Genomic DNA, 25,899 nt, shown 5'->3' with positions numbered 1-25,899 from the left:
GCCCAGAGACCCGCCCCGGCCCTCTCCCGACACCCGCCTGTGTCGCCGTCGGGCCTGCTTGCCCGGCGTCATCCGGGATCGCCGCGTGAAGGCCGCGGCCGCCCGCGGCTGGCGTGGCCCGTTGTCCTGCTGGGCCCTGACGGCGCTGATGCTCTGCCACACCGTCGCGCTGGCCGGTGGGGCCAGCGAGCCCGCGACCGCCGTTGCCACCATCGAGCCGGTGCTCGCCTCGCTCGACGCAGCCCGCGCGGATCACCTGCTGCGCTTTCTGGGCTATGTGGTGTTCCCGGGCACCACGCTGCCGCCTCCGGGCCAGCCCCTGGTGGTGGCCGTGGCCGGCGCCGACGAGGTGTACCAGGCGCTGGGCCCCCTGGTGGCGCAACGCGTGAGCCACCAGCGGCCGGTCGTACGCCGCCAGATCAACGAAGGCGACCCGCTTCTCGGTGTGCACCTGCTCTACATCGGCCGTCGCGTCGACCTGCAGCAGAGCCCTCTCATGCGGGCGGCGCGGGCCGCGCCCCTGCTCCTGGTGACGGAGCACCCCGATGGTCTGGCTGCCGGAGCCCTGTTCAACTTCATCACCGTGCAGGAGCAGTTGCGCTTCGAGGCCTCGCTGATCGCCGCCGATCGGGCCGGCGTCACCGTCAGTTCACGGCTGCTGGCCCTGGCCGACCGTGTTCTCGGAGGACGTTGACACCATGGGTGCCCGACTGCCCTTCACACCGGCGTGCCGGCGGCTGGCCCGCTGGTGGATCACCGTGCTCGACCGCCTGGCCAACGGCCAGCAACGCGCGACCGCCACAGACGACTTCACCGGACCGACGCTGCGTGGCAAGGTCATGCTCGTCGTGCTGTCCACCACCGGCCTGGCCCTGCTGCTCAGCGCAGCGGCACTGCTGTTCTACGAGCAGCGCGCCTACCGGCACTCGCGCGAGGCCGACCTGCAGACGCAGGCCGACATCGTGGGCCAGGCCATGGCTGCCGCCCTCTCGTTCAAGGACACGCGCGCCGCGGCCGAGAACCTGCACATGCTGCGACTGCGTCCGCAGATCACGACGGCCGCCGTCTACCTCAGCAAGGGCGAACTGTTTGCGACCTACCTGCGCCCGCCCCAGCAGGCCACCGACATCCCGCTCACCACCGGCGATCCCGGCTTCGCGGTGCGTGGCGACCGGCTCGAACTCTTTCACCCCATCCGGCAGAACGACGAACTGCTGGGCTGGCTCTACCTGCGCACCGACAATGACCTGGCCGGGCGCCTGGGTGACTACGTCATCATCCTGCTGGGCGTGATGGCCGCGAGCACCGCCGCGGCGGCCCTGCTCACCACGCGACTGCAGCGCGCCGTGACCGAGCCCATCCTGCGGGTGGCCCAGGTGGCGCGCGACGTCATGGTCCAGCGCGACTTCTCGCTGCGCGCGCCCCGCACCTCGTCGGATGAAGTGGGGCAACTGGTCGATGCCTTCAACGACATGCTGGCCGAAGTGGCCGCACGCACCCAGGCGCTCGAGCAGAGCAACCATCACCTTTCGGTGGAAATGGCCGAGCGACGCAAGGCCGAAGAAGCACTGCGCACCGCAGCGCGCAAGAAGGACGAATTCCTCGCCACGCTGGCCCACGAGCTGCGCAACCCGCTGGCCCCCATCAGCAACGCCGCGGAGATCCTGCGTCGCACGGGCGACCAGGATGCCGCCTTGCGTCAGCGCGCGCTGGACATCATGGGCCGGCAGCTGCGGCAGATGGTGCGCCTCATCGACGACCTGCTGGATGTCTCCCGCATCACCACGGGCAAGTTGCTGCTGCACCGCGAGCGGGTCGACCTGCTCAGGGTGCTGAACGACGCCGTCGAGATTGCGCAGCCCATGCTGGAGACCCGGCGACATGCCTTCGAGCAGGCGCTGCCGCCCGGCCCCATCTACATCGAGGCCGACGCGACCCGCCTGGCACAGGTGTTCGCCAACCTGCTCAACAATGCCGCGAAGTACACGCCGGATGGCGGCCAGATCCGGCTGGCCCTCGACATGGATGCGGAAGAGGTGACCGTGACCGTCGAGGACAACGGCATCGGCATCCCGGCCGACATGCAGCGCGCCGTGTTCGACATGTTCGTGCAGGGCGGGCCGCCCATCGAGCACGGCCGCGCCGGTCTGGGTGTGGGCCTCACGCTTGCGCGGCAGCTCACCGCGCTGCATGGCGGGCGCATCGCGGTGCACAGCGCCGGGCCGCAGCAGGGATCGGCGTTCTCGGTGACGCTGCCGCGCTGCCCCGACCCTCAGCGCATGGCGCCCGACACCCCAGCGCGCCCCCCCACCGAGGCCCCCATGCCAGAAGGTGCCGGCCGGCTGCACGTGCTGGTGGCGGATGACAACGTGGACTTCGCGACCAGCCTCGCGCAGATCCTCGAAGGCCTGGGCCACCAGACCACGGTCGTCCACAATGGGGAGCAGGCGCTGGGCATCGCGCTGGCGCAGGCGCCGGACGTCGTCATCCTCGACATCGGCATGCCGGGCCTGAATGGCCACGAGGTGGCTCATGAACTGCGCCAGCACCCGCAGACCCGCGATACCCTGTTGGTCGCCATCACGGGCTGGAACCAGGACAGCGACCGGGATCGCAGCCGGGCCTCTGGCATCACGCACCACCTGGCCAAGCCCGTGGACGTGAACCAGTTGCTCGAGATCCTCCAACCCCTGGCCGATTCCACCGGCAAGCTGGAACGCCGCCCGGCATAAATTGCCGTTGACAGGGCCGGGATCGCGGTTTTTCCCCGGGCACGCCACGTGCCCCTTGGTGACACCTGGAACAACCCGATGAAGAGGTGAACAATGCACGCAGAAAAGCGATCACCCTGGCCGCTGACGGCCGGAGTCTGTGCCGCCGCGGCCATCCTGGCCGGATGCGGTTCGGCCCCCGTGCCGAGGGAGCAACTGGCCGTGGGACAGGCGTCCATCCAGGCCGCGCAAACGGCCGGGGCGGGCGAACTGGCCCCTGTCGAGTTGCAGCGAGCCCGAGAGAAATACGCCATGGCCGTGGCCGCGGCCAAGGAGCGCGAGTTCGCGGCAGCACGCAAGCTGGCCGACGAGGCCGATGTCGACGCCCAGGTGGCCCGCACCAAGGCGCAGGCCGAGCGCTCACGCCGGGCCGCAGACGAAGTGCGCGCTGGCGTGCGCACGCTGCAGCAGCAGATCAACAGCAACGCACCGGGCGGCGCCGGTGCAGGCGCAGGCGGCGCGGGCACCAGCCCCGGTGGCATGCCCCGCCCCTGAGCGCAGTTCCTCGCTTTTCCTTCCGACAGCGCGGCGCCGCGGGGCGCATGCCCACCGCCGTGACATCCCGACCCGCAGAGGTCGACTTGCAAGGACATCCCATGAGCACCCGACTGCCTTCCTCTCTCCCCCCCTACCGTCCGCAACGTCTCTGGGCCGTGCTGGCCGGCGTGGCCACCCTGACCCTGGCCGCCTGCCAGACGACGCCGCCGCGCAACGCCGAGCTGGAGCAGGCCCGTCAACTCGTCCAGACAGCGAGCACCAGCCCGGACGTGGCGGCAGGCGCGCCGCTCGAGCTCGAGCGCGCACGTCGCCGACTGCAGACCGCCGAAAAGAACTGGGCCGACGAACGCGACGAACGTGAGACCCGCCACCTGGCCTACCTGGCTGCCCAGCAGGCCCAGGTCGCGCTCAACGTGGGCGCGCAGTACGCCGCCGACCGCGTGGTAGCCGGGGGGGGCACCGCACGCGCCCAGGCAGAAGCCGAAGCGCAGGCTCAACGTGCCCGTCAGGCTGAAGCGCAGGCACGCTCGGCCGGCGCCTCCGCCCAATCGGCCTCCGAGCGGGCCCGCCTGCTGGAGCAGGCTCTGCGCGAGATGGCCGCCAAGCCCACCGACCGCGGCATGGTGATGGTGCTGCAGGATGTGCTGTTCGACGTCGGTCGCGCCGAGCTGCGCGAAGGCGGCAAGGCCCGCCTGGAAAAACTGGCTCAAGTCATGAGCCAGTTTCCCGAGCGCAAGATCATTGTAGAAGGCTACACCGACAGCACCGGCAGCGACGCCAGCAACCAGTCGCTTTCCGAGCGCCGCGCCGACTCGGTCAAGCAGGCCCTGGTCGGCATGGGCATCCCCGCGGAGCGCATCGAGACCAAGGGCTTCGGTGAAGCCCGCCCGGTGGCCAACAACAAGACGCCCGCGGGTCGCCAGCAGAACCGCCGCGTCGAGCTCGTCTTCTCGCAGGAAGACGGCCGCTTCGCCAACCCGAACCGCTGACGCACAAAGGGCCACCGGACGCCTGCCCGGTGGCCCTTTCACGCAAGGGGGTCAGCCGTCCTGGCCCAGCGTGCTCTGCGGCCGCACCGGAATGTCCGGCGAAAGCTGGGCGCCGGTCAGCGGCAACCCGCCCCCCTCGTCTTCCCAGGTCTGGACGGCTTCGGGCTGCGGTTGGGCCGCCGCGGCCAGTCGCAGGCTGCGCCGACGCGGCGACGCCCACTTGGTGAGCAGCGCGTATTGGCTGACGGCCAGCGCCGACATCATGAACAACGTACGGGTTCTCATCGTGTCCTCCTTGGGTCATTCCCAGTAAACGGCAGTGCCCCAATAGGACGCCACCTCCAGCCCCATGCCGTCCACCTCGGACAGGCTGGGCCAATGGTCCTTGTCGAACCCCGGGGCCTGCTCGAAGCGCTGCTTGTCTGCATCGAGCACGAAGCACTTGCGCACCGGGTCCAGCGTCAGCGCCCGCCACGGAAGGGCAAACAGCTTGTCGCCCATCCCCAGGAAGCCGCCGCTCGACATGACCGCGTAAGCGACGCGTCCGGTCGGTACATCCAGCATGATCTCGTCGATCTTGCCGAGCGTGTCGCCGGCGAGGTTGATGACCGGATCGCCCTCGAGCGTGCTGGCGGTCATCAGCCGCGGCCCTGGTCCGCTGGGGTTGGATGTCATGGGGCTGCCGTTCGAAACAGCCTGGGCACCGGATGTCATCGCGGGATTCATCTTTGACTCCTTTTCGTGAAGACCGGCCACCCCGTGCGGCCAGCGATGTCCTGATCGCGGCAATCCCGATGCCCGTCTCGCCGCATCGATTTCGCGTGGCAGAAGACCGCCCCTCGGGCACATGGTTTGCCAAGAACAGGGCATCCCGCCTGCGCGCGGGCCTTTTCAACATGCCATGCAGCGAGGACGTCATGCGGGTTCTGTATGTGGAAGACCACCCGGTCAATGTCGAAGTGATGCGCGCCCTGTTTGCCCTGAGGCCGCAGTTGACCCTGGACGTTGCCGTCGATGGCAGTTCGGGTCTGCGCGCCGCCTTGCGGACGCCCCCCGACCTGCTGCTGCTCGACCTGCGCCTGCCCGACTGCCACGGCACCGATCTGCTGGCCCGCCTGCGGACGCATCCCTCGCTGGCAGCCGTGCCGGCCATTGCGGTGACGGCCGAAGATGACCCCGACCTCAGCGCGTCGACCTTCGCCGACACGTGGTCCAAGCCGCTCGACATCCGGGGCGTGCTGGCCCGGCTGGACCAGCTCTACACCCGTCATGCGTTGAGCCAGACCCGTCAGCCCGCCGCCATGGCAGCATGACCCTGCCAGCCGGGCCATCACCATGGTGAGCATCGTCTTCGACATCACGCACACCACCACGTACCGCTATGCCAGGCCGGTGAAGCTCGGTGAGCACCGCGTGATGTTCCGGCCACGTGACAGCCACGATCTGCGGGTGCTGGCCACCGACCTGGAGGTGAGCCCGCCGGCCCAGGACATCCGCATGATCATGGATGTCTATTCGAACTCGGTGGCCATCGTGAAGCCGGCCGACGAGGCGCAGGAGCTGCGCTTCGTGTGCACCTTCACGGTCGAGCACACGGGCTCACGCGCGCTCGATCTGCCGGTCGACCCGCACGCGCGCCTCTATCCGTTCACTTACAGCGGAGAAGACCAGATCGCGCTGGCGCCCTATCTGCCCGCCTTCTACCCCGCTGAACAGGCGCGCCTGAAGACCTGGGCCCAGGGCTTTCTGGACGAAGGGGGCGGCCAGACCGACAGCCGCGAGGTGCTCGTGCGGATGAACAAGGCCATCCGCGAAAACATGAGCTACCAGGTGCGGCATGAGGAGGGCGTGCAGAGCCCGGGCGAGACGCTGGACAAGGGCAGCGGCACGTGCCGGGACTTCGCGACGCTGATGATCGAGGCCGCGCGCGCCCTGGGCTATGCCGCCCGGTTCGTGAGCGGCTATGTGTATGGCGCCGAACTCGAGCAGGCCGATTCGGCAGGCGCCACCCACGCGTGGCTCCAGGTCTACCTGCCGGGCGCAGGCTGGATTCCGTTCGACCCCACCAACGACCTCATCGGCGGACACGAACTCATCCGGGTCGGGGTGGCACGCCATGCCAGCCTCGCCTCGCCGCTGAGCGGCACCTGGACCGGGGCCCCTGCCGACTACCTCGGCATGACGGTCGACGTGCAGGTGCGCAAACGCAGCGGCTGACCCGGCCGCTGCGCGTGGACGCCCTCAGGGCGACGTGGTGGCCGAGTGGTCCTGGTCGTCCGTCTCGCTGTCCTTCAGGGGCACGGTCGCGTACTCTTTCAGGCGGTTGTAGAGCGTCTTCAGGCTCACGCCGAGCGTGGCCGCGGTGCGCTCCTTGTGCCGGCCGAGGTATTCCAGCGTGCTGAGCGTCACCTGCCGCTCCACCTCTGCCAGCGGCGTGCCCACGCGGATCTGCAGCACGGGCGCGCCCGACATCACCGGCAGCGGCGCCTCGGCCGTGGGCAGACAGTCATCCACAATGACCGACTCCGGCGCCATCACATAGGCGCGCTGCACGATGTTGCGCAGCTCGCGCACGTTGCCGGGCCAGCGGTAGCCCTGCATCCGAGCCAGCGCCTGGGGTGACCAGCGCTTGGGCTGCCCTTCGCGCCGCGAGATCTCTTCCAGGAAGTGCTCGGCAATCAGCGGCACATCCTCGGCACGGTCGCGCAGCGGCGGCAGGTGAATCGGGAACACGTTCAGGCGATACAACAGGTCTTCGCGCAGCTTGCCGCTGCGCACGGCCTGGTCCGGCGACCGGTTGGTGGCCGCAATGATGCGCACATCGGTGTCGATCGACTGGGTCGAGCCCACGCGCATGAATGTGCCGGTCTCCAGCACGCGCAGCAGCTTCACCTGCAGATCCAGCGGCATCTCCGTGATTTCGTCGAGGAACAGCGTGCCGCCACTCGCCCGCTCGAAGAAGCCCTGATGCTGCCGGTCCGCGCCCGTGAAGCTGCCCTTCTCGTGGCCGAAGATCTCGCTTTCGATGAGGTGCGGCGAGATCGCCCCGCAGTTCACCGCCAGGAAGGGCCGGTTGCGACGGCGGCTCAGGTCGTGCACCGTGCTGGCCACCACCTCCTTGCCACAGCCGCTCTCGCCCGTGATGAACACCGTGACCGCCGTGCCGGACACCCGCAGGATCTGCTCGTAGATCTTGCGCATGGGCGGCGAGCGCCCCCACAGCTGGCCGAAGTGGCCTTCCCGCTCGAGCCCATCCAGCAGCGTCGAGGCCTCGGCCTGCAGCGTGGCGGGCTTGATGAGCCGCGACAGGATGCCCGTGAGCTGCTTCATGTTCACCGGCTTGACCAGGTAGTCGGCCGCGCCCATGCGCAGCGCCTGGATCGACGTGTCGAGACTGGCATGGCCGGTGATCAGCACCACCTCGGTGTTGGCGAGGGCCTTGGCGTCTTCGAACAACTGCATGCCGCTGCCGTCGGGAAGCATCAGGTCGAGCAGGACGATGTCCGGCTCCTGCAGGGCCAGCTGCCGACGTGCGTCTCGCAACGAGCCCGCTGTGGCCACGGTGAAGCCTTCTGTGGCGATCATGGCCGCCATCATTTCGGCGGCGTCAGCCTCGTCGTCCACCACGAGTGCATGGGGCATGGGTCGCGCTCCTTGTGTGTTTGGAAAGGCATTGTGCGGTGCCGCATCGGCAGCGGCCAATGCGCACTTTTGTCATGCTTACAGTTGGACCGGCAGGAAGCGCCGGCAGCCCTGAAGCAGAAAGGGTTGTTGGGCAGGCCCGCGCCCGCGCTGCGCCCTTGTTCGCCGGTCAAAACCGCCGTGGGAGGCCGGTGCAACCGGCAAAATTTACCCACAGGGGCCGCCCGACACCGGTTCTGACCCCCCTGGTTTCGGGGGAATTCAGGGTCGACAACCTACCCGCATGGTGAATCCGGACACGCACCGCCGGAAGCGTTTGGTTTCGCCTTTTTACACATTCGGGGGCGCCATCGTCGGGTTAATCCGGACAGATCGCGCATTGCGGAAGAAGTGCGGCAAATGCAGGACCCGCAGGGCACCTGATCGCATCAAACGGGGTGCATCTCCCGAAGGCACGAAGGGAAATGACGGCATATCGCATGCCCGACCCGTCACGAAAGCAACGCCGGACGCCGCTTTCATGCACGCAACAAATTGCTGCGGGGCACAAACGTTGCCGTTTCGGTCCCGAGCCCAGACCGGGTTCTCTTTTTTCCAACCCTTCAGGAGTCACCATGCAGATCAAGCACCTTGCCGTCATTCTGGGCACCGCACTGGCCGCCCACGCAGCTGTTGCGGCGGACATCGACTGGGGCGCCCACGGGACGCTCGAACTCGTGGCCCAGACCGTCGATCCCGGAGCCTTCTCCGACACCATCTTCTTCACCCTGCCCAAGGACACCGGGCTGGCAGCCACGGCGGTGTCCAACAACCTGCTGTCCGTGCTCGGCATCGCCGACGGCACGCTGAGCCTGTACTTCGACAAGCCGGGCCCCGACACCCTGATCGGCAGCTTCGGCTTTGACGGCACGACGGGCAGCTCTTCGCTGAGCTTTGCACCGACCCTGGCAGGCGACTACTACTACCAGGTGACCGGGACGGCCACGGGTTCGTCGGGTGGTTTCTACTCGCTGAGCTCGACCACGCTGCCGGTGCCCGAGCCCCGCACCTGGTCGCTGGCCCTGAGCGGCCTGATGGCAGCCGGTCTGGTCGCCCGCCGTCGTCGCAACAGCTGACGCCCCTGCCCCTTCGCTCCGGCGGCAAGGGCCGGGGCGAGCTTCAGGGGCATGGCGCTTGCCGTGCAGCCGGCTCATGAACCGGCTCACGAAAGGAAGCGCCCATGTGTCCCGCAGATGACCCGTCGAACACCCTGCCCCCGCAACACCAGGACACCCAGCCTGGCCGGCAGGGCGACATGCAACCGCCCCCCGAGGCCGAAGCCGAACGCTACCGAGGCAATGCCCGGCTGGCCGGCAAGGTCGCGATCGTCACCGGTGGGGACAGCGGCATCGGCCGCGCCGTGGCGGCCTGCTTCGCCAAGGAAGGCGCCCACGTGGCGGTGCTCTACCTTGAAGAAGACGAAGACGCCGAAGCAACCCGTGCGCTGGTCGAAGAGGCCGGCGTGCAGTGCCTGACGTTTGCGGGCGACCTGGGTGACCCCGCCGTCGTGGCCGGAGCCGTGGAGGCCGTGCTGCAGCGATTCGGCAGCATCGACATCCTGGTCAACAACGCCGCCGAACAGCACCCGGTCAAGGACTTCACCGAACTGCCGCTGTCGCAGGTGGAGCGCACCTTCCGCACCAACGTGTTCGCGATGTTCGAGCTGACCCGCACGGTCCTGCCCCACATGAAGGAGGGCAGCTGCATCATCAACACCACCTCGGTCACGGCCTACCGCGGCAGCCCGGGCCTCGTGGACTACGCGTCCACCAAGGGCGCCATCGTGGGCTTCACGCGCTCGCTGGCGCTGCAGCTGGCCGACAAGGGCATCCGCGTGAACGCGGTGGCACCCGGTCCGGTGTGGACGCCCCTGATCCCGTCGACCTTCACCGCCGAAGAGGTCTCGCACTTCGGCAGCAAGGTGCCCATGAAGCGTCCGGGCCAGCCGGACGAGATCGCGCCCTGCTACGTGTTCCTGGCCAGCCAGGACGCCAGCTACATGAGTGGACAGGTGCTGCACCCGAACGGCGGCGAGGTCGTCAACGGCTGATGTCGTTCTGACCGACGCCGGTCACTTTGACGGGCAGCAAGGTCCCGGAAGGCGCCCGTTTTGCGCCGATCGCGACACGGCACGTTGCTTGCCCTTCCCCCACCAGGCACACGCCGTTCATTCATCAACCAACAGGAGAGAACCATGGTCACCGACACCACCACGACAACCGGTGATGCCACCCGCGTGCGGGAAGGCGTCGACCGAGCCACGCAGACTGCGCATGACACGATCGACCGCATGGCAGCCAAGGCGGCTCCGGCGATCGAGCAACTGCAGTCGGCCGCCAGCGGCGCGGCGCAGGCCCTGCGTGACAAGGCCGCCGCCCTCGGCGAGATGGAAGAAGCCTGGGTCGAATCGGCACGCAGCTGCGTGCGCCAGCACCCGCTGGCCTCGGTGCTGGTGGCGGTGGCCGTCGGCGTGCTGATCAGCCGGATGGGCAGCGACCGGGCATGAGCACAACCGGCACATCGCCCGACAGTGCGGCGGCCGGTGTGCCGCCGCCTGGGCATCCCCCGGGCTCGGGCGCGCTTCCTGGCTCATCCGATGAGCCACCAGCGACCCTTCCGATCGGCGCCCTGCTGAACGCACTGGCGCAGGAGGTGTCCCACGGTCTGCAGGAACGCCTGCACCTGATCGTGCTGGAGGCCCGGCAGGTGGGCCTGCGCGCCACGCAGATGATTCTGCTCGCCGTGCTGGCCGCATTGATGGCCTGCAGCGCCTGGGCCACCGTGCTGGTGGCGATCTACATGGCCTGCACGACGCATGGCGTCTCGTGGCCGGTGGCGCTGCTCATCGTGCTGTTCGTCAATGTGGCGGCGGCAGCCGCAGCGGTCCGTGTCGCCTACCGGCTCAACAGCCAGCTGGGATTCCCCGCCACATTGAGGATGCTGACGCACATCGGGCACAGCCATCCCGGCCCCGAGGCCGCGGCCGAACGCCCTGGCGTGACGCCGCCCACGCCCTACCCGGTCAACCCCACCGCGCCGCGGGCCTCACCGCCCGCCTGAGCGCACTGCGAGCCATCCCCATGTCCCTGAGTGAGCAGATCCATGCGACCGAGGCAGCCATCGCCGCCAGTGACGCGCGCCTGCTGGTCTGGCGCCGCGAGGCGCGCCGCACCGTGCGCGAGCGCCTGGTGCCCGGCAAGCGGACCCTGACCATCGCCGCCGCCGTGGCCGCCGTCTCCGGCGTCGTGCTGTACCGCCGGCGTGCGGGGGTGGCTCGGGCCTGGCGCCGGCTGGGGCGTCACCCGAATCTGGTCTTTCTGTTGCGCCGCCTGCCCATTGTGGGCGGCCTGCTGCCGCTGCCGCGGCGCGCTGTGCGCGGCGCGCAGGACACGGGCTCGGGGGGCGGCTGGATGGCCGCCGTGCTGCCGCTGCTGTGGCCGGTGGCCTTGCGGATGATGGCGAACCGCTCAGCACCGCAGCCCGACCCGCGTGCGCCGCGCGGTGGTGCCCCGGCCCCCTGAACGACGCACGTGGTGCACGCCCGCGCGGCTTCGCCGCCGCCCAACTGGCGCGCCAAGGTGCAGGCCCTGCTGCAGCGCCGCTTCGGCCTTCGCCAGCTGCGGCCCGGGCAGGAAGACGTCATCCGCCACGTGCTGGCCGGGGAAGACACCCTCGCGCTGATGGCCACCGGCGCAGGCAAATCACTGTGCTATCAGGTGCCGGCACTGCTGCTCCCGGGCCGCACGGTGGTCATCTCGCCGCTGATCGCGCTGATGAAGGACCAGTACGACCATCTGCGCGCGCTCGGCATTCCGGTCGTCTTGCGCCACAGTGGACAGCTGGCAGCCGAGAACGAGAAGGCTGCCCAGGCGATGGCCGACGGCAGTGCCCGCATCGTCTTCGCCACACCGGAGCGACTCGCCTCACCGGGGTTTGCACATGAGCTCGGCGCTCATCCGGTGAGCCTGCTGGTGATCGACGAAGCACACTGCATCGCCGAATGGGGCCATGACTTCCGGCCCGCGTTTCTGGAAATCGGGGCCGCGCTGCGCAAGCTCGGCCGGCCGGTGGTGCTGGCGCTCACGGCCACCGCCACGCCCGAGGATGTCGCCGATGTCATGCGGCAACTCGACCTGGCCGACATGCAGGTCGTGCACACGGGCCTGTACCGGGGCAATCTGCACTATGCGGTCGACCATGTCGAGTCTGAAGTGGCCCAGCGTGCCCGCCTGCTCACGCTGGTCCATGGCACCCCGGGGCAGGGCATTGTCTACACCAGCACCGTCAAGGCGGCCGAAGCCGTGCATGCCGAACTGCAATCGAGCGGCGAATCGGTGGCGCTGTACCACGGCCACCTGCCCCGTGGTCGACGCCATGCGGCCCAGGACGCCTTCATGGCGGGCGAGGCCCGCGTGATGGTCGCCACGCCCGCCTTCGGCATGGGCATCGACAAGGCCGACACGCGTTTCGTGATCCACCACCAGCTGCCCGCCAGCCTGGCCAGCTACTACCAGGCCTCGGGCCGCGCGGGGCGCGACGGGCTGCCCGCTCGCTGCACGCTGCTCTATCTGGCGCAGGATCGCCGCATTCAGCAGTTCTTCCTCATCGGCCGCCTGCCCAGCGTGGCCGACCTGAGAGCCGTGCACGACCAGCTGGGGGAGGCCGCCCCCGACGCCCCGGGCTGGCGCCTGCCCGAGCTGGAAGCGGCGCTGGCGCGGCCGCGCCAGAAGGTGCAACTGGCGGTGTGGTTGATGCGGCGCCACGGCCTCATTGCACGCGACCGCACCGGCGTGCTGCGCCGGCGTGGCGACACGCTGGCCGACGAGGCGCTGGCGCCATTGCTGGAAGAACACGCGCAACGCAAGCAGCACGACTTGGCCATGCTGGAGAACCTGGTTGCGTACTGTCAGTCCGGACGTTGTCGCTGGCAAATGTTGCTGCAACATTTCGACCCGGACGAGCCGTTCTCGCCTTGCGGCCACTGCGACAACTGCGAGCGTCTGGCCGCGGCCCAGCAGCAGGCCGACCAGCAGGCCGCCGATTCATCCCTCGAAGCACCGCAACCCGCCGACGACCGTCCCCGCATTCAGGTGGGGGATGCGGTGCGGGTGCCCCGATACGGCCGAGGCCGCGTCCTGGCCATCGACGACATCGGCATCACGGTCGGCTTTCCCAACGGTCCGGACCGCAGCTTTCTGCCCCGCTACGTGCGTCCCGCCTGAGGCCCCCGGTCGGCCCGCGGCTTGCCGTGATGCGGATGGAGCCAGCCCGGCTCACATCACCGGAGACCGCCATGCCCACCCCCGCACGCCCCGCCGAACCCACCCCGCCGCTCGACGACGATCAGGACACCTTCGGCCCGAGCGGCACCAGCGACGGCCCCAGCGACGTGCGCGGTCTCACGCCGCCCGACGACCGCGTCCCGGACCAGCCCGTCGAACAGAGCGGGATGCCACCGCCAGTGCCCGACCCGGACGGCCCGCAGAAGCTCTTTCCGGATCCACCGCCCATGGACCTGCCCGAAGACGCCCCCGAGCCGCCCGTGAACGACCCGGACCCCAACAACCCCACGGGGCCGCTGCTCGACGCGGGTCTTGCCGAAGACCACGACGGCGTGCGCTGAACGGCCTGGGTACGCCGCTTGCCGTACAGGCATCGGCGCCACCCATCGGGCATGGCGATTGCCCTCTGGGCGCAGCACCACAGGAGCCTTATGACCAAGCCTCTGCGCATTGCGTTGATCAGCGAACATGCCTCGCCCCTGTCTGGCGCCGGTGGCGTGGACGCGGGCGGCCAGAACGTGTACGTCGCGCAGGTGGCGCGCTGCCTGGCCCAGGCTGGCCATCAGGTTGATGTGCTGACCCGCCGGGACCACCCCGATCAGCCGGCCATGACCGTGATGCGCCCCGGTGTGCGGGTGTTCCACATCCCCGCCGGCCCGGCCTGCTTCATCCCGAAAGAGCGCCTGCTGCCGGTGATGCCAGCCTTCACGCGCGCGGCCGAGCAGCTGCTGCGCCATGGCCCGCGGTGCGACCTCGTCCACGCGAACTTCTTCATGTCGGGCCTGGTGGCCCAGCAGCTCAAGGCCTCGCTGGGCATCCCCTATGTCGTGACCTTCCATGCCCTGGGCCTGGTGCGGCGCGAACATCAGGGTGCCGCCGACGGCTTCCCGGGGATGCGGATCGACATCGAGCGCAAACTGGTGGACGACGCCGACGCCCTGATTGCCGAGTGCCCTCAGGACGAGCACGACCTCGTTCGGCTCTACAACGCCGACCCGGCGCGCATCCGCATGGTGCCGTGCGGCTTCGACGCAGGCGAATTCGGACCGCAGCACCGCCTGCGCGCCCGCGCCGAGCTGGGGCTGGACCTCGCCCCCGATGACTTCGTCATCCTGCAGCTGGGTCGGCTGGTGCCCCGCAAGGGCGTCGACAACGTCATCCGCTCGCTGGCGCATCTTCCGAGGTCCATCCCCGCGCGGCTGCTGATTGTCGGTGGCGACGGCCCCATACCCGACGCACAGCGCACACCCGAGATCGGCCGGCTGCGGGCCGTGGCCCAGGAAGTGGGCGTCGAAGACCGCGTGCACTTCATCGGGCAACGCCCGCGCGAGGCGCTGCGGCGCCACTATGCGGCCGCCAACGTGTTCGTGACCACGCCATGGTACGAGCCCTTCGGCATCACGCCGCTGGAGGCCATGGCCTGTGGCACCCCCGTGATTGCCAGTGCCGTGGGCGGCCTGCAGTACACCGTGACCGACGGGGTGACGGGACACCTGGTGCCTCCGAAAGACCCCGAGGCGGTGGCTCAGTGCCTGAGCCACCTGCATGCCAACCCGCGCCTCGCACTCGCCATGGGCCGCGCCGGCATGCGCCGGGTGCGCTCGCTGTTCACGTGGGAGCGCGTCAGCCAGATGCTGCTCGACGTGTATGGCGAGGTCCTGGACACCGGTCGCAGGGCGGAACTGGCGCATCACATCGACCTGCACGACCGTCCGACGCTGAAGGACTTCAGCGCGGTGAATTGAACCGAATTCAGCCTTATTACAAAGAAAGGGAGGACCCTTATGCCTGAGACCGTCGACCTGAAAGACAAGGTCGCCTTCGTGACCGGGGCCGCCAGCGGCCTCGGTGCGGCCATCAGCCGACGCCTGATCGAGCGCGGGGCCCGCGTGGTGCTGGCCGATCTGGCCGGCGACAAGGCGAAGATGCTGGCCGACAGCCTCGATCCGGAAGGCGAACGCACCCTGCCCATCCGTCTGGACGTGTCCAGCGAGCAGGGGGTGAGCCATGCGGTGGGCCTGTGCCTGCAGCGTTTCGGCGCGCTCGACATCCTCATCAACAACGCGGGCACCGACGTCACGGCCTCACTGGAAGAGGTGGGTGTCGAAGCGTGGACGCGCGTGCTGAACACCAACCTGCTGGGGCCCTTCCTGCTCACCAAGCTGGCCCTGCCCGCCCTGAAGGACAGCGACGGCGGCCAGGGCGGCCAGGTGGTGAACATCACCTCGACGGCCGCCGTGCGCGCCTGGCCCAACGCCAGCGCCTACCACGCCAGCAAGTGGGGGCTGCTGGGGCTGTCGCGCGCCCTGCATGCCGAGCTGCGCAGCAGCGGCGTGCGCGTGAGCGCGCTGGTGACAGGCGGCATGCGCACGCCCTTCCTGCTCGACCGCTTCCCCGAGCTCGACCCGCAGAAGCTGCAGGACCCGGCCCGGGTGGCCGAGGCCGTGTGCTTCATGCTCGACATGCCGCGCGACGCCATCGTGGCCGAACTGACCATCGTGCCGCCCGACGAGACCTCATGGCCCTGATGCGCACCACGGCCCGGCCCAGCGAGCCGGAGCCTGCCCCAGCCCGGCCGGTACCGCGCAAGCGCGCGGTGTTCCTGGACAAGGACGGCACGCTCATCGAGGACGTGCCCTACAACGTCGATCCGGCCCTGATCAAGCTCACACCCTCGGCCATCGAGGGCCTGCGGCTGCTTCAGGCCCGCGGCTTCGTGCTCGTGATCGTGACCAACCAGTCCGGCCTGGCGCGCCGGCTGTTCGATCGCCTTCAGCTGAACCAGGCCCTGGCCGCACTCCGCGGCATGCTGTCGGCCGCGGGCGTCCACATCCTTGACGTGTTTGTCTGCCCGCACGCGCCGGCTGCGGCTCTGGCCCCCGGCTGCCTTTGCCGCAAGCCGTCGCCGGGCCTGCTGTTGCAGGCGGCCGCGGTGCACCAGATCGACCTGCGGCGTTCGTGGATGGTGGGCGACATCCTCAACGACGTGGAGGCCGGCCACCGCGCCGGCTGTCGCAGCGTGTTGATGGATGTAGGCAACGAGACCGAATGGCGGCTGACGCCGATCCGCCGACCCGACCTGCGTGCGCCCAACCTGTTCGAGGCCGCGCAGGCCATCCTGGCACTGGACACCGAGCCCGCCCCTTCTGCCCCTTCGCACACGGAGAACCCATGATCACCCTGGGCATCAACGCCGCCTTCCATGATTCGGCCGCCGCACTGGTGATCGATGGCCGCGTGATCGCGGCTGCTGAGGAGGAGCGCTTCACGCGCATCAAGCACGCGAAACGGCCACTGCCCTTCACCGCCTGGGAGTTGCCCTTCCACGCAATCGACTTCTGCCTGGCCCGCGCCGGCATCACGCTGGCCGAGGTCGACCACGTGGCCTACAGCTACGACCCCAGCCGCTTCCTCAAGGAGCGACACATCGGCGACGAGATCACCCTGCCGCTGTCGCCCTCGGCCCATCCCGCCGGCGGCTGGGAAAACGTGTGGGACCCGCTGTTCGCGTCCTACATCGTCAATGCGCCCCGGCAATTGGCCAGCGGCGCGCCGCACCACCTGAAGGCGCGCTTCCGCGGTGTGCGGCATGATGGTCCCTACCGCTTCCACTTCGTGTCTCATCACCTGAGCCACCAGGCCAGCGCCTTTCTGGCCTCGCCGTTCTCGCGGTGCGCCGTGCTGACCCTGGATGGCCGCGGCGAGGACGCCACCACCACCTACGGCGTCTACCGCGACGACACCTACACGCCGCTGGGCGCAGTGTGCATGCCGCACTCGCTGGGCATGCTGTACGAGCGCGTGACCAGCCATCTGGGCTTTCTGCACTCGTCCGACGAATACAAGGTGATGGCGCTGGCGGCACTCGGCCAGCCACGCTTTGCGGATGCGCTGCAGGCCTGCGTGCATGTGGGCGACGAAGGCCAGTACACCATCGAGCCGCTGGACCTGGTGACGCTGTGCGGCGCCCCGCGCGAGAAGGGCGCCCCCCTGGAGGCACGCCACTTCGACCTCGCCGCCTCGCTGCAGAGCGTGCTGGAAGACACCGTGCGCTCGCTGGCGGGCTGGCTGCAGCAGCGCACGGGCGAACGCCAGCTGGCCATGGCCGGCGGGGTGGCGCTCAACTGCGTGATGAACGCGCGTCTGCGCGACAGCGGGCTGTTCGACGAGGTGTGGGTGCAGCCCGCAGCCGGCGATGCCGGTACGGCCCTCGGTGCCGCGCTGTGGATCGACGCCCGCGAGCGCGATGCTCAACCCGCTCCCAAGGACCGCGCTGCGCCGACCCGGCTTGCGCCCCGCGCATGGCGGATGGAAGACGCCCTGCTCGGCCCGGACTTCGACGACGACGCCATCGGCGCCCTGCTGACCTGGGCCAAGTTGCCTGCCCGTCGGCTGGATGACGTGGAAGGCGAAACCGCTCGCCTGCTGGCCGAAGGCTGCGTCATCGGTTGGTTCCAGGGGCGCATGGAATTCGGCCCGCGCGCACTGGGGGCCCGCTCCATCCTCGCCTCACCCATCGACCCGGCCATGCAGGCGCGCCTCAATGAGCTGAAAGACCGCGAGGACTTCCGCCCGGTCGCCCCCGTGGTGCCCAGGGAGAAGCTGGCCGAGTGGTTCACCCCGGCAGAGGCCAATCGGGGGGAGTCGCCCTTCATGCTCTTCATCTACGACGTGCCTCCGGAACAGGCCGACCGCATTCCCGCAGCCTGCCACGCCGACCGCACCGCCCGCGTGCAGACGGTCGACGCGCAGCGCCAGCCGCGCTTTCATCGCCTGCTGACGGCCTTCGGGGAGCGCACCGGGGTGCCGGTGCTGATCAACACCTCGTTCAACGTGCGCGGCGAGCCTGTCGTCTGCACGCCCAAGGACGCGCTGGACGCCTTCTTCAGCACGCCGCTGGACGCGCTGGTCATCGGCTCGTGGCTGATCGACAAGCGGAGGCTCACGGCATGATCCTGTCCATGGCGGTGGTGATCCCGACCTATCGGCGCCCGCAGCTGCTGGCACGCTGCCTGGACGCCCTGACGAAGCAGTCCCTGCCGAGCCACGCTTTCGAGGTCATCGTGGTCGACGACGGGTGCACCGAGGCCACACGGCAGGTGGTGGAGGACTTCAACCGCCGTTGCCAGGGCACGCCCACGTTTCACTACCTGCAACCGCGCGGCACACGGGGGCCTGCGGCCGCACGCAACCGCGGCTGGCGGGCCAGCTCTGCGCCGCTCATCGCCTTCACCGACGACGACACCGAGCCCGACCGCGACTGGCTGCTGGAAGGCTGCAAGGCCATGACCCGTGGCGGGGTGGCCGTGGGCGGCCGGGTGGTGGTGCCGACCCAGGCCCGCCCCACCGACCACGAGCGCATGACGCAGGGACTGGAGCAGGCGGAATTCGCCACCGCCAACGCCTTTGTCTGGCGGCACGCCCTGGTCGCCGTCGGGGGCTTCGACGAGCGCTTCAAGCGCGCCTGGCGAGAAGACTCGGACCTGCATTTCTCGCTCCTGCAACTCGGCCACGTCGGGTGGGCGCCGAAGGCCATGGTGGTACACCCGGTGCGGCCGGAGCGCTGGGGCGTGTCGCTGCGGCAGCAGGCCAACGTGTTCTTCGACGCACTGCTCTTCAAGAAGCACCCGCACCTCTACCGACTCAAGATCCGGCCGACACCGCCGTGGCACTACCACCTCATCGTGTTCGGCACGCTGATCGCGCTGGTGGCGCTGTGGCAGGATCTGCCTACCGTGGCCGCGGTGTCGGGCGCGGTGGCGCTGGCTGCCCTGCTGCGCTTCATCGCGCTGCGATTGAAAGGCGCCTCGCTGGCGCCGTCGCATGTGGCCGAGATGCTGGTGACCTCGCTGGTCATCCCGTTTCTGTCACTGTACTGGCGGGTGCGCGGGGCGTTGCACTTCCGCGTGCTGTTCTTCTGAGTCACACCGATGAACCGCCCCTTGCGCATCCTGACCTGGCACGTGCATGGCAACTACATGTACTACCTCAGTCAGGTGCCTCATCAGTTCTACCTGGTGGCCGATGCCGAGCGTTCGACCCACCACAGCGGCCGCAGCGGCACGCTGCCCTGGGGCGACAACGTGCACGACGCGCCCGTCGACCGGTTGCGCGACATGGCGTTCGACATCGTGCTCTTCCAGTCGCGCGAGGCCTACGAGCAGGAGCAGCACACGCTGCTGAGCGAGGCGCAGCGGCGCCTGCCGCGCATCTATCTCGAGCACGACCCGCCCCAGCAGCACCCCACCAACACGCGCCACTGGGTGCAGGATGGCGAGACGCTGCTGGTGCACTGCACGCCCTTCAACGCGCTGATGTGGGACAACGGCGACCAACCCGTACGGGTGGTGGAGCACGGTGTGAAGCTGCTGGCCCACGCCGTCCATCACGGCGAGATGGCAGCCGGCCTCGTCGTCGTCAACAACCTCGATCGACGTGGGCGGCGGCTCGGCTCGGACATCTACCGCCAGGCGAGCACGCGCCTGCCCCTGACGCTCGTCGGCATGGGCGCCGACCGCCTCGGGGGCGCGGGCGAGGTGACGCACCAGCAGTTGCCCGAGGTCATGGCGGCCCACCGCTTCTTCTTCAACCCCATCCGCTACACCAGCCTCGGTCTGGCGGTGATCGAGGCCATGATGGTCGGCATGCCCATCGTCGGGCTGGCCACCACCGAACTGGTGACCGTGATCCGCGACGGACACCATGGGTTCATCGACACCCGGCCCGAGCGCCTGATCGAGGGCATGCAGCAACTGATCCGCGACCCGAAGGAGGCCCGGCGCATGGGCGAACGCGCCCGACAGGCTGCCCACGATCGCTTCCACATCGACCGCTTCGTGGCGGACTGGCAGGATGTGCTCAGGCAGGTGGCGGGGTGAGCCGGCGCCCGGCACGCTGTTTGCCCGTCTCGCGTGAGCGCCGCGTGGCGCACCCGAGTCGAAGGTCCTCTTTCCATGCAGCCCGATGAGTCATTGTGGTCGGCCGTTGGCGAACGCGACGTCCGCCTGGCCCGTGAGATCCTGAGCGCCCTGGTGGGCGTCCCCCCCCATCCGATGACGGTGCAGCTGTGGAACGGAGAGGTGCTGCGGTTCGGCCGGGGCACGCCGCGCTTCGGGCTGGTCGTGCACCACCCCGCCCCGCTGTGCGAGGCCGCGTTGGGGGGCGGCGCGCTGCGCCTGGCCGATGCCTACTTCCGCGGCGAGATCGACATCCTGGGCGACCTGTACGCTGCGCTGAGCCTGAAGGACCACCTGGGCAGCGGCACGACCCCGCTGCAACGCGCGGGCGTGATGGCCAAAGCCCTGATGCTGCGACTGCGTGGCACGCCGACCGACCGCGGCACGAAAGGGTCTGCAGGCCTGGTGAAGGACCGCACCATCGCGTTCCACTACGACGTGTCCAATGCGTTCTACCGCCTGTGGCTGGACCGCCAGATGGTGTACTCGTGTGCCTATTTCCAGAGCCCCGATGACAACCTCGATCAGGCGCAAACGGCCAAACTCGAACACATTTGCCGCAAGTTGCGCCTGCAGCCCGGCGACCGCTTTCTCGACATCGGTTGCGGATGGGGCGCCCTCCTCATCCATGCGGCGCGCGAATACGGCGTGCGGGCGCATGGCATCACGCTGAGCCACCGCCAGCTGGAGCTGGCCCGGCAGCGGATTGCCGAAGCCGGCCTGCAGGGCCGCGTGACGGTCGAGCGCATGGACTACCGCGATCTGCCGGGCGAGGCCTGCTGGGACAAGATCGCCAGCGTCGGCATGTTCGAGCACGTCGGCCTGCGCAACCTGCCGCGCTATTTCACGATCGCACAACGGTTGCTGGTGCCCGGGGGGCTGATGCTGAACCACGGCATCACCCAGGAAGAGGACGTGTGGAATGGCACGCTCTCCACCAGCTTCATCAACCGCTACGTGTTTCCTGACGGACAGCTGGACCGCCTGAACCGCGTGATGGGGCACATGGAGGCCCAGGGTTTCGAGGTGTGGGATGTGGAAGGCCTGCGGCCGCACTATGCGATGACGCTGCGGCACTGGGTGCGCCGGCTCGAAGCGCGGCACGACGAGGCCGTTCACCATGTGAGCGAGATGGCCTACCGGGTGTGGCGCCTCTACATGGCCGCCAGCGCACTGCAGTTCGAGCAAGGCGACGTGAGCGTCTACCAGGTGCTGGCCTCGCGTCGGGTACAGGGTGTGTCGCCCCTGCCCCTGACGCGAGCAGACGTGTACGCCCCCAAGGCCGTCACGCAGCCAAAGCCGTATCGAGCAGCATCATGACCACGAAGCCCACCATCAGACCGGCCGTGGCCAGCCGCTCGTGACCCTGGCGGTGGGACTCGGGTATCACCTCGTGGCTGATGACGTACAGCATGGCACCGGCCGCAAACGCCAGCCCCCAGGGCAGCAGGATGAGCGACCAGCCCACCACCAGCGCAGCCGCCACCGCCGCGACCGGCTCGACCAAGCCTGACAGCGCGCCAATGCCGGCCGACATCACGCGCCCATAGCCGGCGCCCCGCAGGGCCACAGCGATGACCAGCCCTTCCGGCACGTCCTGAATGGCGATGCCCGTGCCCAAGGCCGACGCGGCCGCGGCATCGCCCCCGCCCCACGCCACCCCGATGGCCAGCCCCTCGGGCATGTTGTGCAGAGCCACCGCAAACACGAACAGCCACACGCGCTTGAGCCGCTGTGACAGCGCCCCCTGCGTCCCTTCAGGTCCCTTGATGAAGTGCTCGTGCGGCAGCCAGCGATCCAGCAGGACCAGGCACAGCGCCCCCACGAGGATGGCGCTGCCCACCAGCAACCCGGCCGGCCAGGGGCCGAGGCCCTGCTGCCCGGCGGCCGCCAGCGCGGGCACCACCAGCGAAAAGGCACTGGCGGCCAGCATCACGCCGGCCCCGAAGCCCATCATGGCGTCACGCGTGCGTTCCGATGTGGTCTGCGATAGCCACACGGGCAAGGTCCCAAGCGCCGTGGCGCCCGCAGCAATCAGCCCGGCCAGCGCCGCCTGCTGGGCGAGCGGCGCCCGCTGCCCGAGCATCGCCCAGAGGTCCACGCCCAGCGTCAGCAGACCGCCCGCGACGATGAGCACGCCCAGTGCCACGCGCCATGGCGCGGCGGTGCGCACGTGCAGTGCCCCCCCGGCCGTCAGGATGGATCGGCGCGGCCCGTTCATGGCTCAGATCGGCGCCGTGCTGCCCGGCGTGCCGCCGTTCAGGCTGCCATCGGCGCCCGCGCCCAGCTCGGCGCCGGTGGTCGGATTGGCCGCGCGGTCGGAGCTGGTGCGCACGGCGAGTCGGTCCACCAGGTCCAGCTCCTCGGACGTCATGCCCACTTCAGCCAGCCCGGTTCCACCGTCCACCGCCAGGTGCTCGTCACGGCTGTGGATGTACTCGAAGTTCTCGTCGCTGTTCCACGGGCCGCGGCAATCGCCGGCACCTTGCGAGGTGTTGAAGTAGGCGCGGGCAAAGCGCGGGTCACCGGGCAGCTTGCCGGGCGGGAAGTTGGGCTGGATCGCGTACAGCGCCTTCTCGAACGACTGCTGGTGCGCGATCTCACGCGTCATCAGAAAGCCGAGCGCCTCCTTCACACCCGGATCGTCCGTCGCGTTGATCAGGCGCTCGTAGATGATTTTCGCGCGCGCCTCGGCTGCAATGTTCGAGCGCAGGTCCGCGGTGGGGTCGCCGATGGTGTCGATGTAGGCGGCCGTCCATGGCACGGCGCCCGAGTTGACCAGCGGCGTGCCGCCGCCATACAGAACCTGGGTGACGTGGGAGTCGTTGCCCGGGCCGTTGATGGCGCGGAACAGATCCGCCTCTTCGTCCACGCCTTCGGCCATGCGCCCCTTGGCGCCGCGGTTCAGCATGGCCACGAGCGTGCCGATCACTTCAAGGTGACTCAGCTCCTCGGTGGCGATGTCCATCAGCATGTCCTTGCGGCCAGCGTCTTCCTCGCCCAGGGCCTGCGTGAAGTAGCGACAGGCCGCGGCCAGCTCGCCTTGTGGGCCACCGAACTGTTCCAGCAGCAGCTGGGCCAAGGCGGGATTGGTTTCCTGAACGCGTACGGTGTACTGCAAGCGCTTGTTGTGGGCAAACATGGAATCTCCTTCTGGGTTGAGGGGGGTCGCCAACCAGTCGGCGCCTGCACCGCCGCAGCAAGCGGTGATCCTGCCGGGTACCACGCGCCCGCGGCAACCGAAGCCCCGGGCACACGGCTTGCCGACAACGGCCATGTCTTCCTGCCTCTCCCGCCATGTCTGCTGTCACCGGTGCCCCGCTTTCTGACGTGGCTGCGGCTTTCGCCGGTCAGACGCCTTCGCGCTTGACAGACGGCGTCGCGCAGCGCGCCGCCTTGCGCCGGCATTACGAGACCGTGCGCCGCGAAACCACCGCCCGCACCGAGGGCCTCACGGTGGAGGACCAGGGCGCGCAAGCCATGCCCGACGCCAGCCCCACCAAGTGGCACCTGGCGCACACCACGTGGTTCTTCGAAGTGGTGGTGCTGGAGCCGGTGGGCGGCGTGCCGCCACTGCGGCCGGGATGGCATCGCCTGTTCAACTCGTACTATGAGGCACTCGGCCCGCGCCACCCGCGGCCCGAGCGTGGCCTGCTGACACGGCCCTCGCTGGCCGAGGTGCTCGTCTGGCGGCAGGAGGTCGACCGCGCGCTGATGCAGCTGATCGACGCCGCCTCGGATGCCGAATGGCCCCGTTTGCAGCAACTCGTGCAGATCGGCCTGGCGCACGAAGCACAGCATCAGGAACTGATCCTGACCGACGCCCTGGCGCTGTTCAGGCGTCACCCCGATGAGCCGGCGCTGCGCGTGTCCCGCCCGCTGCATGAGGCATCGGGCGCAGCCGCTCCCCTGGCGTGGCACACGATCGCCGCGGGCACCTACTGCATCGGGCATCAGACCGACGCGCCGGCCTTCGACAACGAAGGCCCGCCCCATGCGCAGTTGGTGGGCAACTTCGCGATGGCCGACCGACCGGTGAACGGGCGCGACATGCTGAGCTTCGTGGCCGAAGGCGGCTACCAGGACCCCCAATGGTGGTCGTCCGACGGCTGGGCGCTGGTGCAGTCCGAAGGCTGGCAGGCTCCGCTGTCATGGGCCGAGCACGCCGGGCAGTGGACCGTGTTCGGGCTGCACGGCCGCGTGCCGCTCGACCCCGACGCACCGGTGTGCCATCTGAGTTTCCACGAGGCACTGGCCGTGGCAGCCTGGGCCGGCGCCCGGCTGCCCACCGAAGGCGAGTGGGAGACCTGGGCCCGTCATCTCGGCCCACTCGACTGGTCGGCCCGGCCATTGCCACATGGCCTCGGCCAGGTGTGGGAGTGGACTCGCTCATCGTATGAGCCTTATCCCCGATATCGGCCCTGGCCAGGCAGCCTGGCGGAATACAACGGCAAGTTCATGGTGGGTCAGCAGGTGCTGCGCGGCGCCAGCGTGGCCACGCCCGCCTGGGAGACCCGCCCCAGCTACCGCAACTTCTTCCCCCCGCACGCGCGCTGGCAGTTCACCGGCGTGCGTCTGGCCCGTGACCTCTGACCCGGCCCGAAGGCCGCCTTCTCATGCAGACCTTTCCCTGGCCCTCCGGGCAGGCCGCTCGCACGCCGCCCGCCGCCCTGTACCACCCGTCTCCGGCAGAAGGCGACGAATTCGGCCCCGCCCTGCGCCGTGCCCTGGCACATCGCCCCCGCCGCATCGCGCCCGTGCACTTCTACGATGAGGCGGGCTCGGCCCTGTTCGAGGCCATCTGTCGCCAGCCCGAGTACTACGTGACACGCGTCGAGATGGGCATCCTGATGGCGCACGCCGAGGCGATCGCCGCTCGCATCGGACCGAATGCCGACATCGTGGAGTTCGGGGCCGGCTCCAGCCGCAAGTTCCGCCTGCTGCTCGAAGCGCTGCAGGCGCCGCGCCGCTACGTCCCCATCGACGTGTCCGGCGCCCACCTTCAGCGCGAGGCGCTCGCCCTGCGGCTGGACCATCCGCTGCTCGAGGTCAGCCCGGTGGTGGCCGACTTCATGCGGCCGTTCCGGCTGCCGCCGCTGGCCCCGCCCGCGGCGCGCCGTGTGGGCCTGTACCTCGGCTCGTCATTCGGCAACTTCGACATGGACCAGGCGCAGGCCTTCCTCACAATGGCAGGCCATGCGCTGGCGGGAGGCGGTCTGCTGATCGGGATCGACCTCGTGAAGGACCCGGCGGTGCTGCACGCTGCCTACAACGATGCGGCCGGCATCACCGCGGCCTTCAACCGCAACCTGCTGGCGCGCGCCAACCGCGAGCTGCAGACGGACTTCCTGCCCGACCAGTTCCACCACCACGCCTGCTATCACCCGGCACACCAGCGCATCGAGATGCACCTGGTGAGCAAGACCCGGCAGACGGTGCACCTCGACGGCGAGACCTACGACTTCCTCGAGGGCGAATCGCTGCACACCGAGTGCGCCCACAAGTTCACGCTGACCGGCTTTCGCGCGCTGGCTGAATCGGTCGGCTTGCAACCGGGCCCGGTGTGGCTGGACCCGCAACGCTGGTTTGCCCTGCAATGGCTGGATTGCCCGGCACACTTCGAGCGCCCCCGGGGGTGAGCCCCTGTGCTGCAGTGCCCGAGCCCGCGCCCGTGCGGGTGTCCGGTCCCGCCGACAGCAGCGCATCGAAATAGGCAATCGTC

27 protein-coding genes are annotated in these 25,899 nt (G+C 69.3%); 22 read left to right on the top strand and 5 right to left on the bottom strand.

Going from position 1 to position 25,899, the window contains the following annotated elements; all coding sequences use genetic code 11:
- Nucleotides 1-85: 85 nt before the first annotated feature.
- The 4 genes from DEH84_RS19055 (at nucleotide 86) to DEH84_RS03720 (ending at nucleotide 4,258) form a co-directional block, all read left to right on the top strand.
- Nucleotides 86-694: a TOL_0243 family YfiR-like periplasmic protein gene (locus DEH84_RS19055; protein ID WP_159098837.1), complete on the top strand. Its 609-nt coding sequence runs from the start codon at nucleotides 86-88 to the stop codon at nucleotides 692-694.
- A gap of 4 nt (nucleotides 695-698) precedes the next feature.
- The gene (locus DEH84_RS03730) at nucleotides 699-2,732 is read left to right on the top strand and encodes a sensor histidine kinase, YfiR-like protein-associated (RefSeq protein ID WP_109034882.1); all 2,034 of its coding nucleotides are present in this window, start codon (nucleotides 699-701) and stop codon (nucleotides 2,730-2,732) included.
- Nucleotides 2,733-2,825: 93 nt separating this feature from the next.
- Complete coding sequence (locus tag DEH84_RS03725; protein WP_109034880.1) at nucleotides 2,826-3,266, top strand: DUF4398 domain-containing protein; 441 nt, start codon at nucleotides 2,826-2,828, stop codon at nucleotides 3,264-3,266.
- A gap of 101 nt (nucleotides 3,267-3,367) precedes the next feature.
- Entirely contained in the window at nucleotides 3,368-4,258 is an 891-nt protein-coding gene (locus tag DEH84_RS03720) for an OmpA family protein (RefSeq protein ID WP_109034878.1), read from the top strand.
- Nucleotides 4,259-4,309: 51 nt separating this feature from the next.
- Here DEH84_RS03720 and DEH84_RS03715 read toward each other — a convergent pair whose 3' ends face one another.
- The gene (locus DEH84_RS03715) at nucleotides 4,310-4,543 is read right to left on the bottom strand and encodes a hypothetical protein (RefSeq protein WP_159098836.1); all 234 of its coding nucleotides are present in this window, start codon (nucleotides 4,541-4,543) and stop codon (nucleotides 4,310-4,312) included.
- Between the two features lie 15 nt (nucleotides 4,544-4,558).
- On the bottom strand, nucleotides 4,559-4,984 hold the full coding sequence (locus tag DEH84_RS03710; protein ID WP_109034874.1) for a PRC-barrel domain-containing protein: 426 nt from the start codon (nucleotides 4,982-4,984) through the stop codon (nucleotides 4,559-4,561).
- A 170-nt stretch (nucleotides 4,985-5,154) separates the two neighbouring features.
- Here DEH84_RS03710 and DEH84_RS19050 point away from each other — a divergent pair, with 170 nt between their 5' ends.
- Nucleotides 5,155-5,571 carry a response regulator gene (locus DEH84_RS19050; RefSeq protein ID WP_159098835.1) on the top strand — a complete coding sequence of 139 codons (417 nt, stop codon included), beginning with the start codon at nucleotides 5,155-5,157 and terminating at the stop codon, nucleotides 5,569-5,571.
- A 22-nt stretch (nucleotides 5,572-5,593) separates the two neighbouring features.
- A complete protein-coding gene (locus DEH84_RS03700; protein WP_179950610.1) occupies nucleotides 5,594-6,475 on the top strand; it encodes a transglutaminase family protein in 882 nt (293 codons plus the stop codon).
- Nucleotides 6,476-6,499: 24 nt separating this feature from the next.
- Here DEH84_RS03700 and DEH84_RS03695 read toward each other — a convergent pair whose 3' ends face one another.
- Nucleotides 6,500-7,900: a sigma-54-dependent transcriptional regulator gene (locus tag DEH84_RS03695; protein WP_109034868.1), complete on the bottom strand. Its 1,401-nt coding sequence runs from the start codon at nucleotides 7,898-7,900 to the stop codon at nucleotides 6,500-6,502.
- A gap of 614 nt (nucleotides 7,901-8,514) precedes the next feature.
- On the opposite strand from DEH84_RS03695, the gene DEH84_RS03690 reads away from it, so the two are divergent.
- The 14 genes from DEH84_RS03690 (at nucleotide 8,515) to DEH84_RS03625 (ending at nucleotide 21,497) form a co-directional block, all read left to right on the top strand.
- Nucleotides 8,515-9,015 carry an FxDxF family PEP-CTERM protein gene (locus DEH84_RS03690; RefSeq protein WP_109034866.1) on the top strand — a complete coding sequence of 167 codons (501 nt, stop codon included), beginning with the start codon at nucleotides 8,515-8,517 and terminating at the stop codon, nucleotides 9,013-9,015.
- A 104-nt stretch (nucleotides 9,016-9,119) separates the two neighbouring features.
- Nucleotides 9,120-9,989 carry an SDR family oxidoreductase gene (locus DEH84_RS03685; RefSeq protein ID WP_109034864.1) on the top strand — a complete coding sequence of 290 codons (870 nt, stop codon included), beginning with the start codon at nucleotides 9,120-9,122 and terminating at the stop codon, nucleotides 9,987-9,989.
- A gap of 144 nt (nucleotides 9,990-10,133) precedes the next feature.
- Nucleotides 10,134-10,445, top strand: coding sequence for a hypothetical protein (locus DEH84_RS03680; RefSeq protein WP_109034862.1), 312 nt, complete (start codon nucleotides 10,134-10,136; stop codon nucleotides 10,443-10,445).
- On the top strand, nucleotides 10,442-10,999 hold the full coding sequence (locus DEH84_RS03675; protein ID WP_109034860.1) for a phage holin family protein: 558 nt from the start codon (nucleotides 10,442-10,444) through the stop codon (nucleotides 10,997-10,999). The genes DEH84_RS03680 and DEH84_RS03675 overlap by 4 nt, the downstream gene beginning before the upstream one ends.
- Before the next feature lie 20 nt (nucleotides 11,000-11,019).
- Complete coding sequence (locus tag DEH84_RS03670; protein WP_109034858.1) at nucleotides 11,020-11,460, top strand: hypothetical protein; 441 nt, start codon at nucleotides 11,020-11,022, stop codon at nucleotides 11,458-11,460.
- Nucleotides 11,461-11,469: 9 nt separating this feature from the next.
- Nucleotides 11,470-13,161 carry a RecQ family ATP-dependent DNA helicase gene (locus tag DEH84_RS03665; RefSeq protein WP_245932677.1) on the top strand — a complete coding sequence of 564 codons (1,692 nt, stop codon included), beginning with the start codon at nucleotides 11,470-11,472 and terminating at the stop codon, nucleotides 13,159-13,161.
- Nucleotides 13,162-13,232: 71 nt separating this feature from the next.
- The gene (locus tag DEH84_RS03660) at nucleotides 13,233-13,562 is read left to right on the top strand and encodes a hypothetical protein (protein WP_109034856.1); all 330 of its coding nucleotides are present in this window, start codon (nucleotides 13,233-13,235) and stop codon (nucleotides 13,560-13,562) included.
- A gap of 90 nt (nucleotides 13,563-13,652) precedes the next feature.
- Nucleotides 13,653-14,966 carry a glycosyltransferase family 4 protein gene (locus DEH84_RS03655; protein WP_245932676.1) on the top strand — a complete coding sequence of 438 codons (1,314 nt, stop codon included), beginning with the start codon at nucleotides 13,653-13,655 and terminating at the stop codon, nucleotides 14,964-14,966.
- A 39-nt stretch (nucleotides 14,967-15,005) separates the two neighbouring features.
- Complete coding sequence (locus DEH84_RS03650; protein WP_109034854.1) at nucleotides 15,006-15,749, top strand: SDR family oxidoreductase; 744 nt, start codon at nucleotides 15,006-15,008, stop codon at nucleotides 15,747-15,749.
- A complete protein-coding gene (locus DEH84_RS03645) occupies nucleotides 15,740-16,396 on the top strand; it encodes a D-glycero-alpha-D-manno-heptose-1,7-bisphosphate 7-phosphatase (RefSeq protein WP_245932675.1) in 657 nt (218 codons plus the stop codon). Before DEH84_RS03650 ends, DEH84_RS03645 begins: the two co-directional genes overlap by 10 nt.
- Complete coding sequence (locus DEH84_RS03640; protein ID WP_109034852.1) at nucleotides 16,393-18,174, top strand: carbamoyltransferase family protein; 1,782 nt, start codon at nucleotides 16,393-16,395, stop codon at nucleotides 18,172-18,174. The genes DEH84_RS03645 and DEH84_RS03640 overlap by 4 nt, the downstream gene beginning before the upstream one ends.
- Entirely contained in the window at nucleotides 18,171-19,142 is a 972-nt protein-coding gene (locus DEH84_RS03635; protein WP_245932674.1) for a glycosyltransferase family 2 protein, read from the top strand. The genes DEH84_RS03640 and DEH84_RS03635 overlap by 4 nt, the downstream gene beginning before the upstream one ends.
- 9 nt (nucleotides 19,143-19,151) lie before the next feature.
- A complete protein-coding gene (locus DEH84_RS03630) occupies nucleotides 19,152-20,099 on the top strand; it encodes a glycosyltransferase family 4 protein (RefSeq protein ID WP_109034850.1) in 948 nt (315 codons plus the stop codon).
- A gap of 75 nt (nucleotides 20,100-20,174) precedes the next feature.
- On the top strand, nucleotides 20,175-21,497 hold the full coding sequence (locus tag DEH84_RS03625) for a class I SAM-dependent methyltransferase (protein WP_109034848.1): 1,323 nt from the start codon (nucleotides 20,175-20,177) through the stop codon (nucleotides 21,495-21,497).
- On the opposite strand, the gene DEH84_RS03620 is transcribed toward DEH84_RS03625, so the two are convergent.
- Nucleotides 21,463-22,398, bottom strand: a complete 936-nt coding sequence (locus DEH84_RS03620) for a ZIP family metal transporter (protein WP_245932673.1) — start codon at nucleotides 22,396-22,398, stop codon at nucleotides 21,463-21,465. The two genes, DEH84_RS03625 and DEH84_RS03620, sit on opposite strands and share 35 nt — an antisense overlap.
- A 3-nt stretch (nucleotides 22,399-22,401) precedes the next feature.
- Nucleotides 22,402-23,319 (bottom strand): manganese catalase family protein, encoded by a 918-nt coding sequence (locus DEH84_RS03615; protein ID WP_109034846.1) that lies wholly within the window; start codon nucleotides 23,317-23,319, stop codon nucleotides 22,402-22,404.
- Between the two features lie 155 nt (nucleotides 23,320-23,474).
- On the opposite strand from DEH84_RS03615, the gene egtB reads away from it, so the two are divergent.
- Both egtB and egtD read left to right on the top strand, forming a co-directional pair.
- The gene (gene egtB / locus DEH84_RS03610; protein ID WP_109034844.1) at nucleotides 23,475-24,770 is read left to right on the top strand and encodes an ergothioneine biosynthesis protein EgtB; all 1,296 of its coding nucleotides are present in this window, start codon (nucleotides 23,475-23,477) and stop codon (nucleotides 24,768-24,770) included.
- Nucleotides 24,771-24,793: 23 nt separating this feature from the next.
- Nucleotides 24,794-25,816, top strand: a complete 1,023-nt coding sequence (gene egtD / locus DEH84_RS03605) for an L-histidine N(alpha)-methyltransferase (RefSeq protein ID WP_109034843.1) — start codon at nucleotides 24,794-24,796, stop codon at nucleotides 25,814-25,816.
- Nucleotides 25,817-25,899: the final 83 nt, after the last annotated feature.

This window comes from Aquabacterium olei (assembly GCF_003100395.1).
Lineage (GTDB): Bacteria > Pseudomonadota > Gammaproteobacteria > Burkholderiales > Burkholderiaceae_C > Aquabacterium > Aquabacterium olei.
This window is presented reverse-complemented; position numbering and strand designations above follow the sequence as displayed.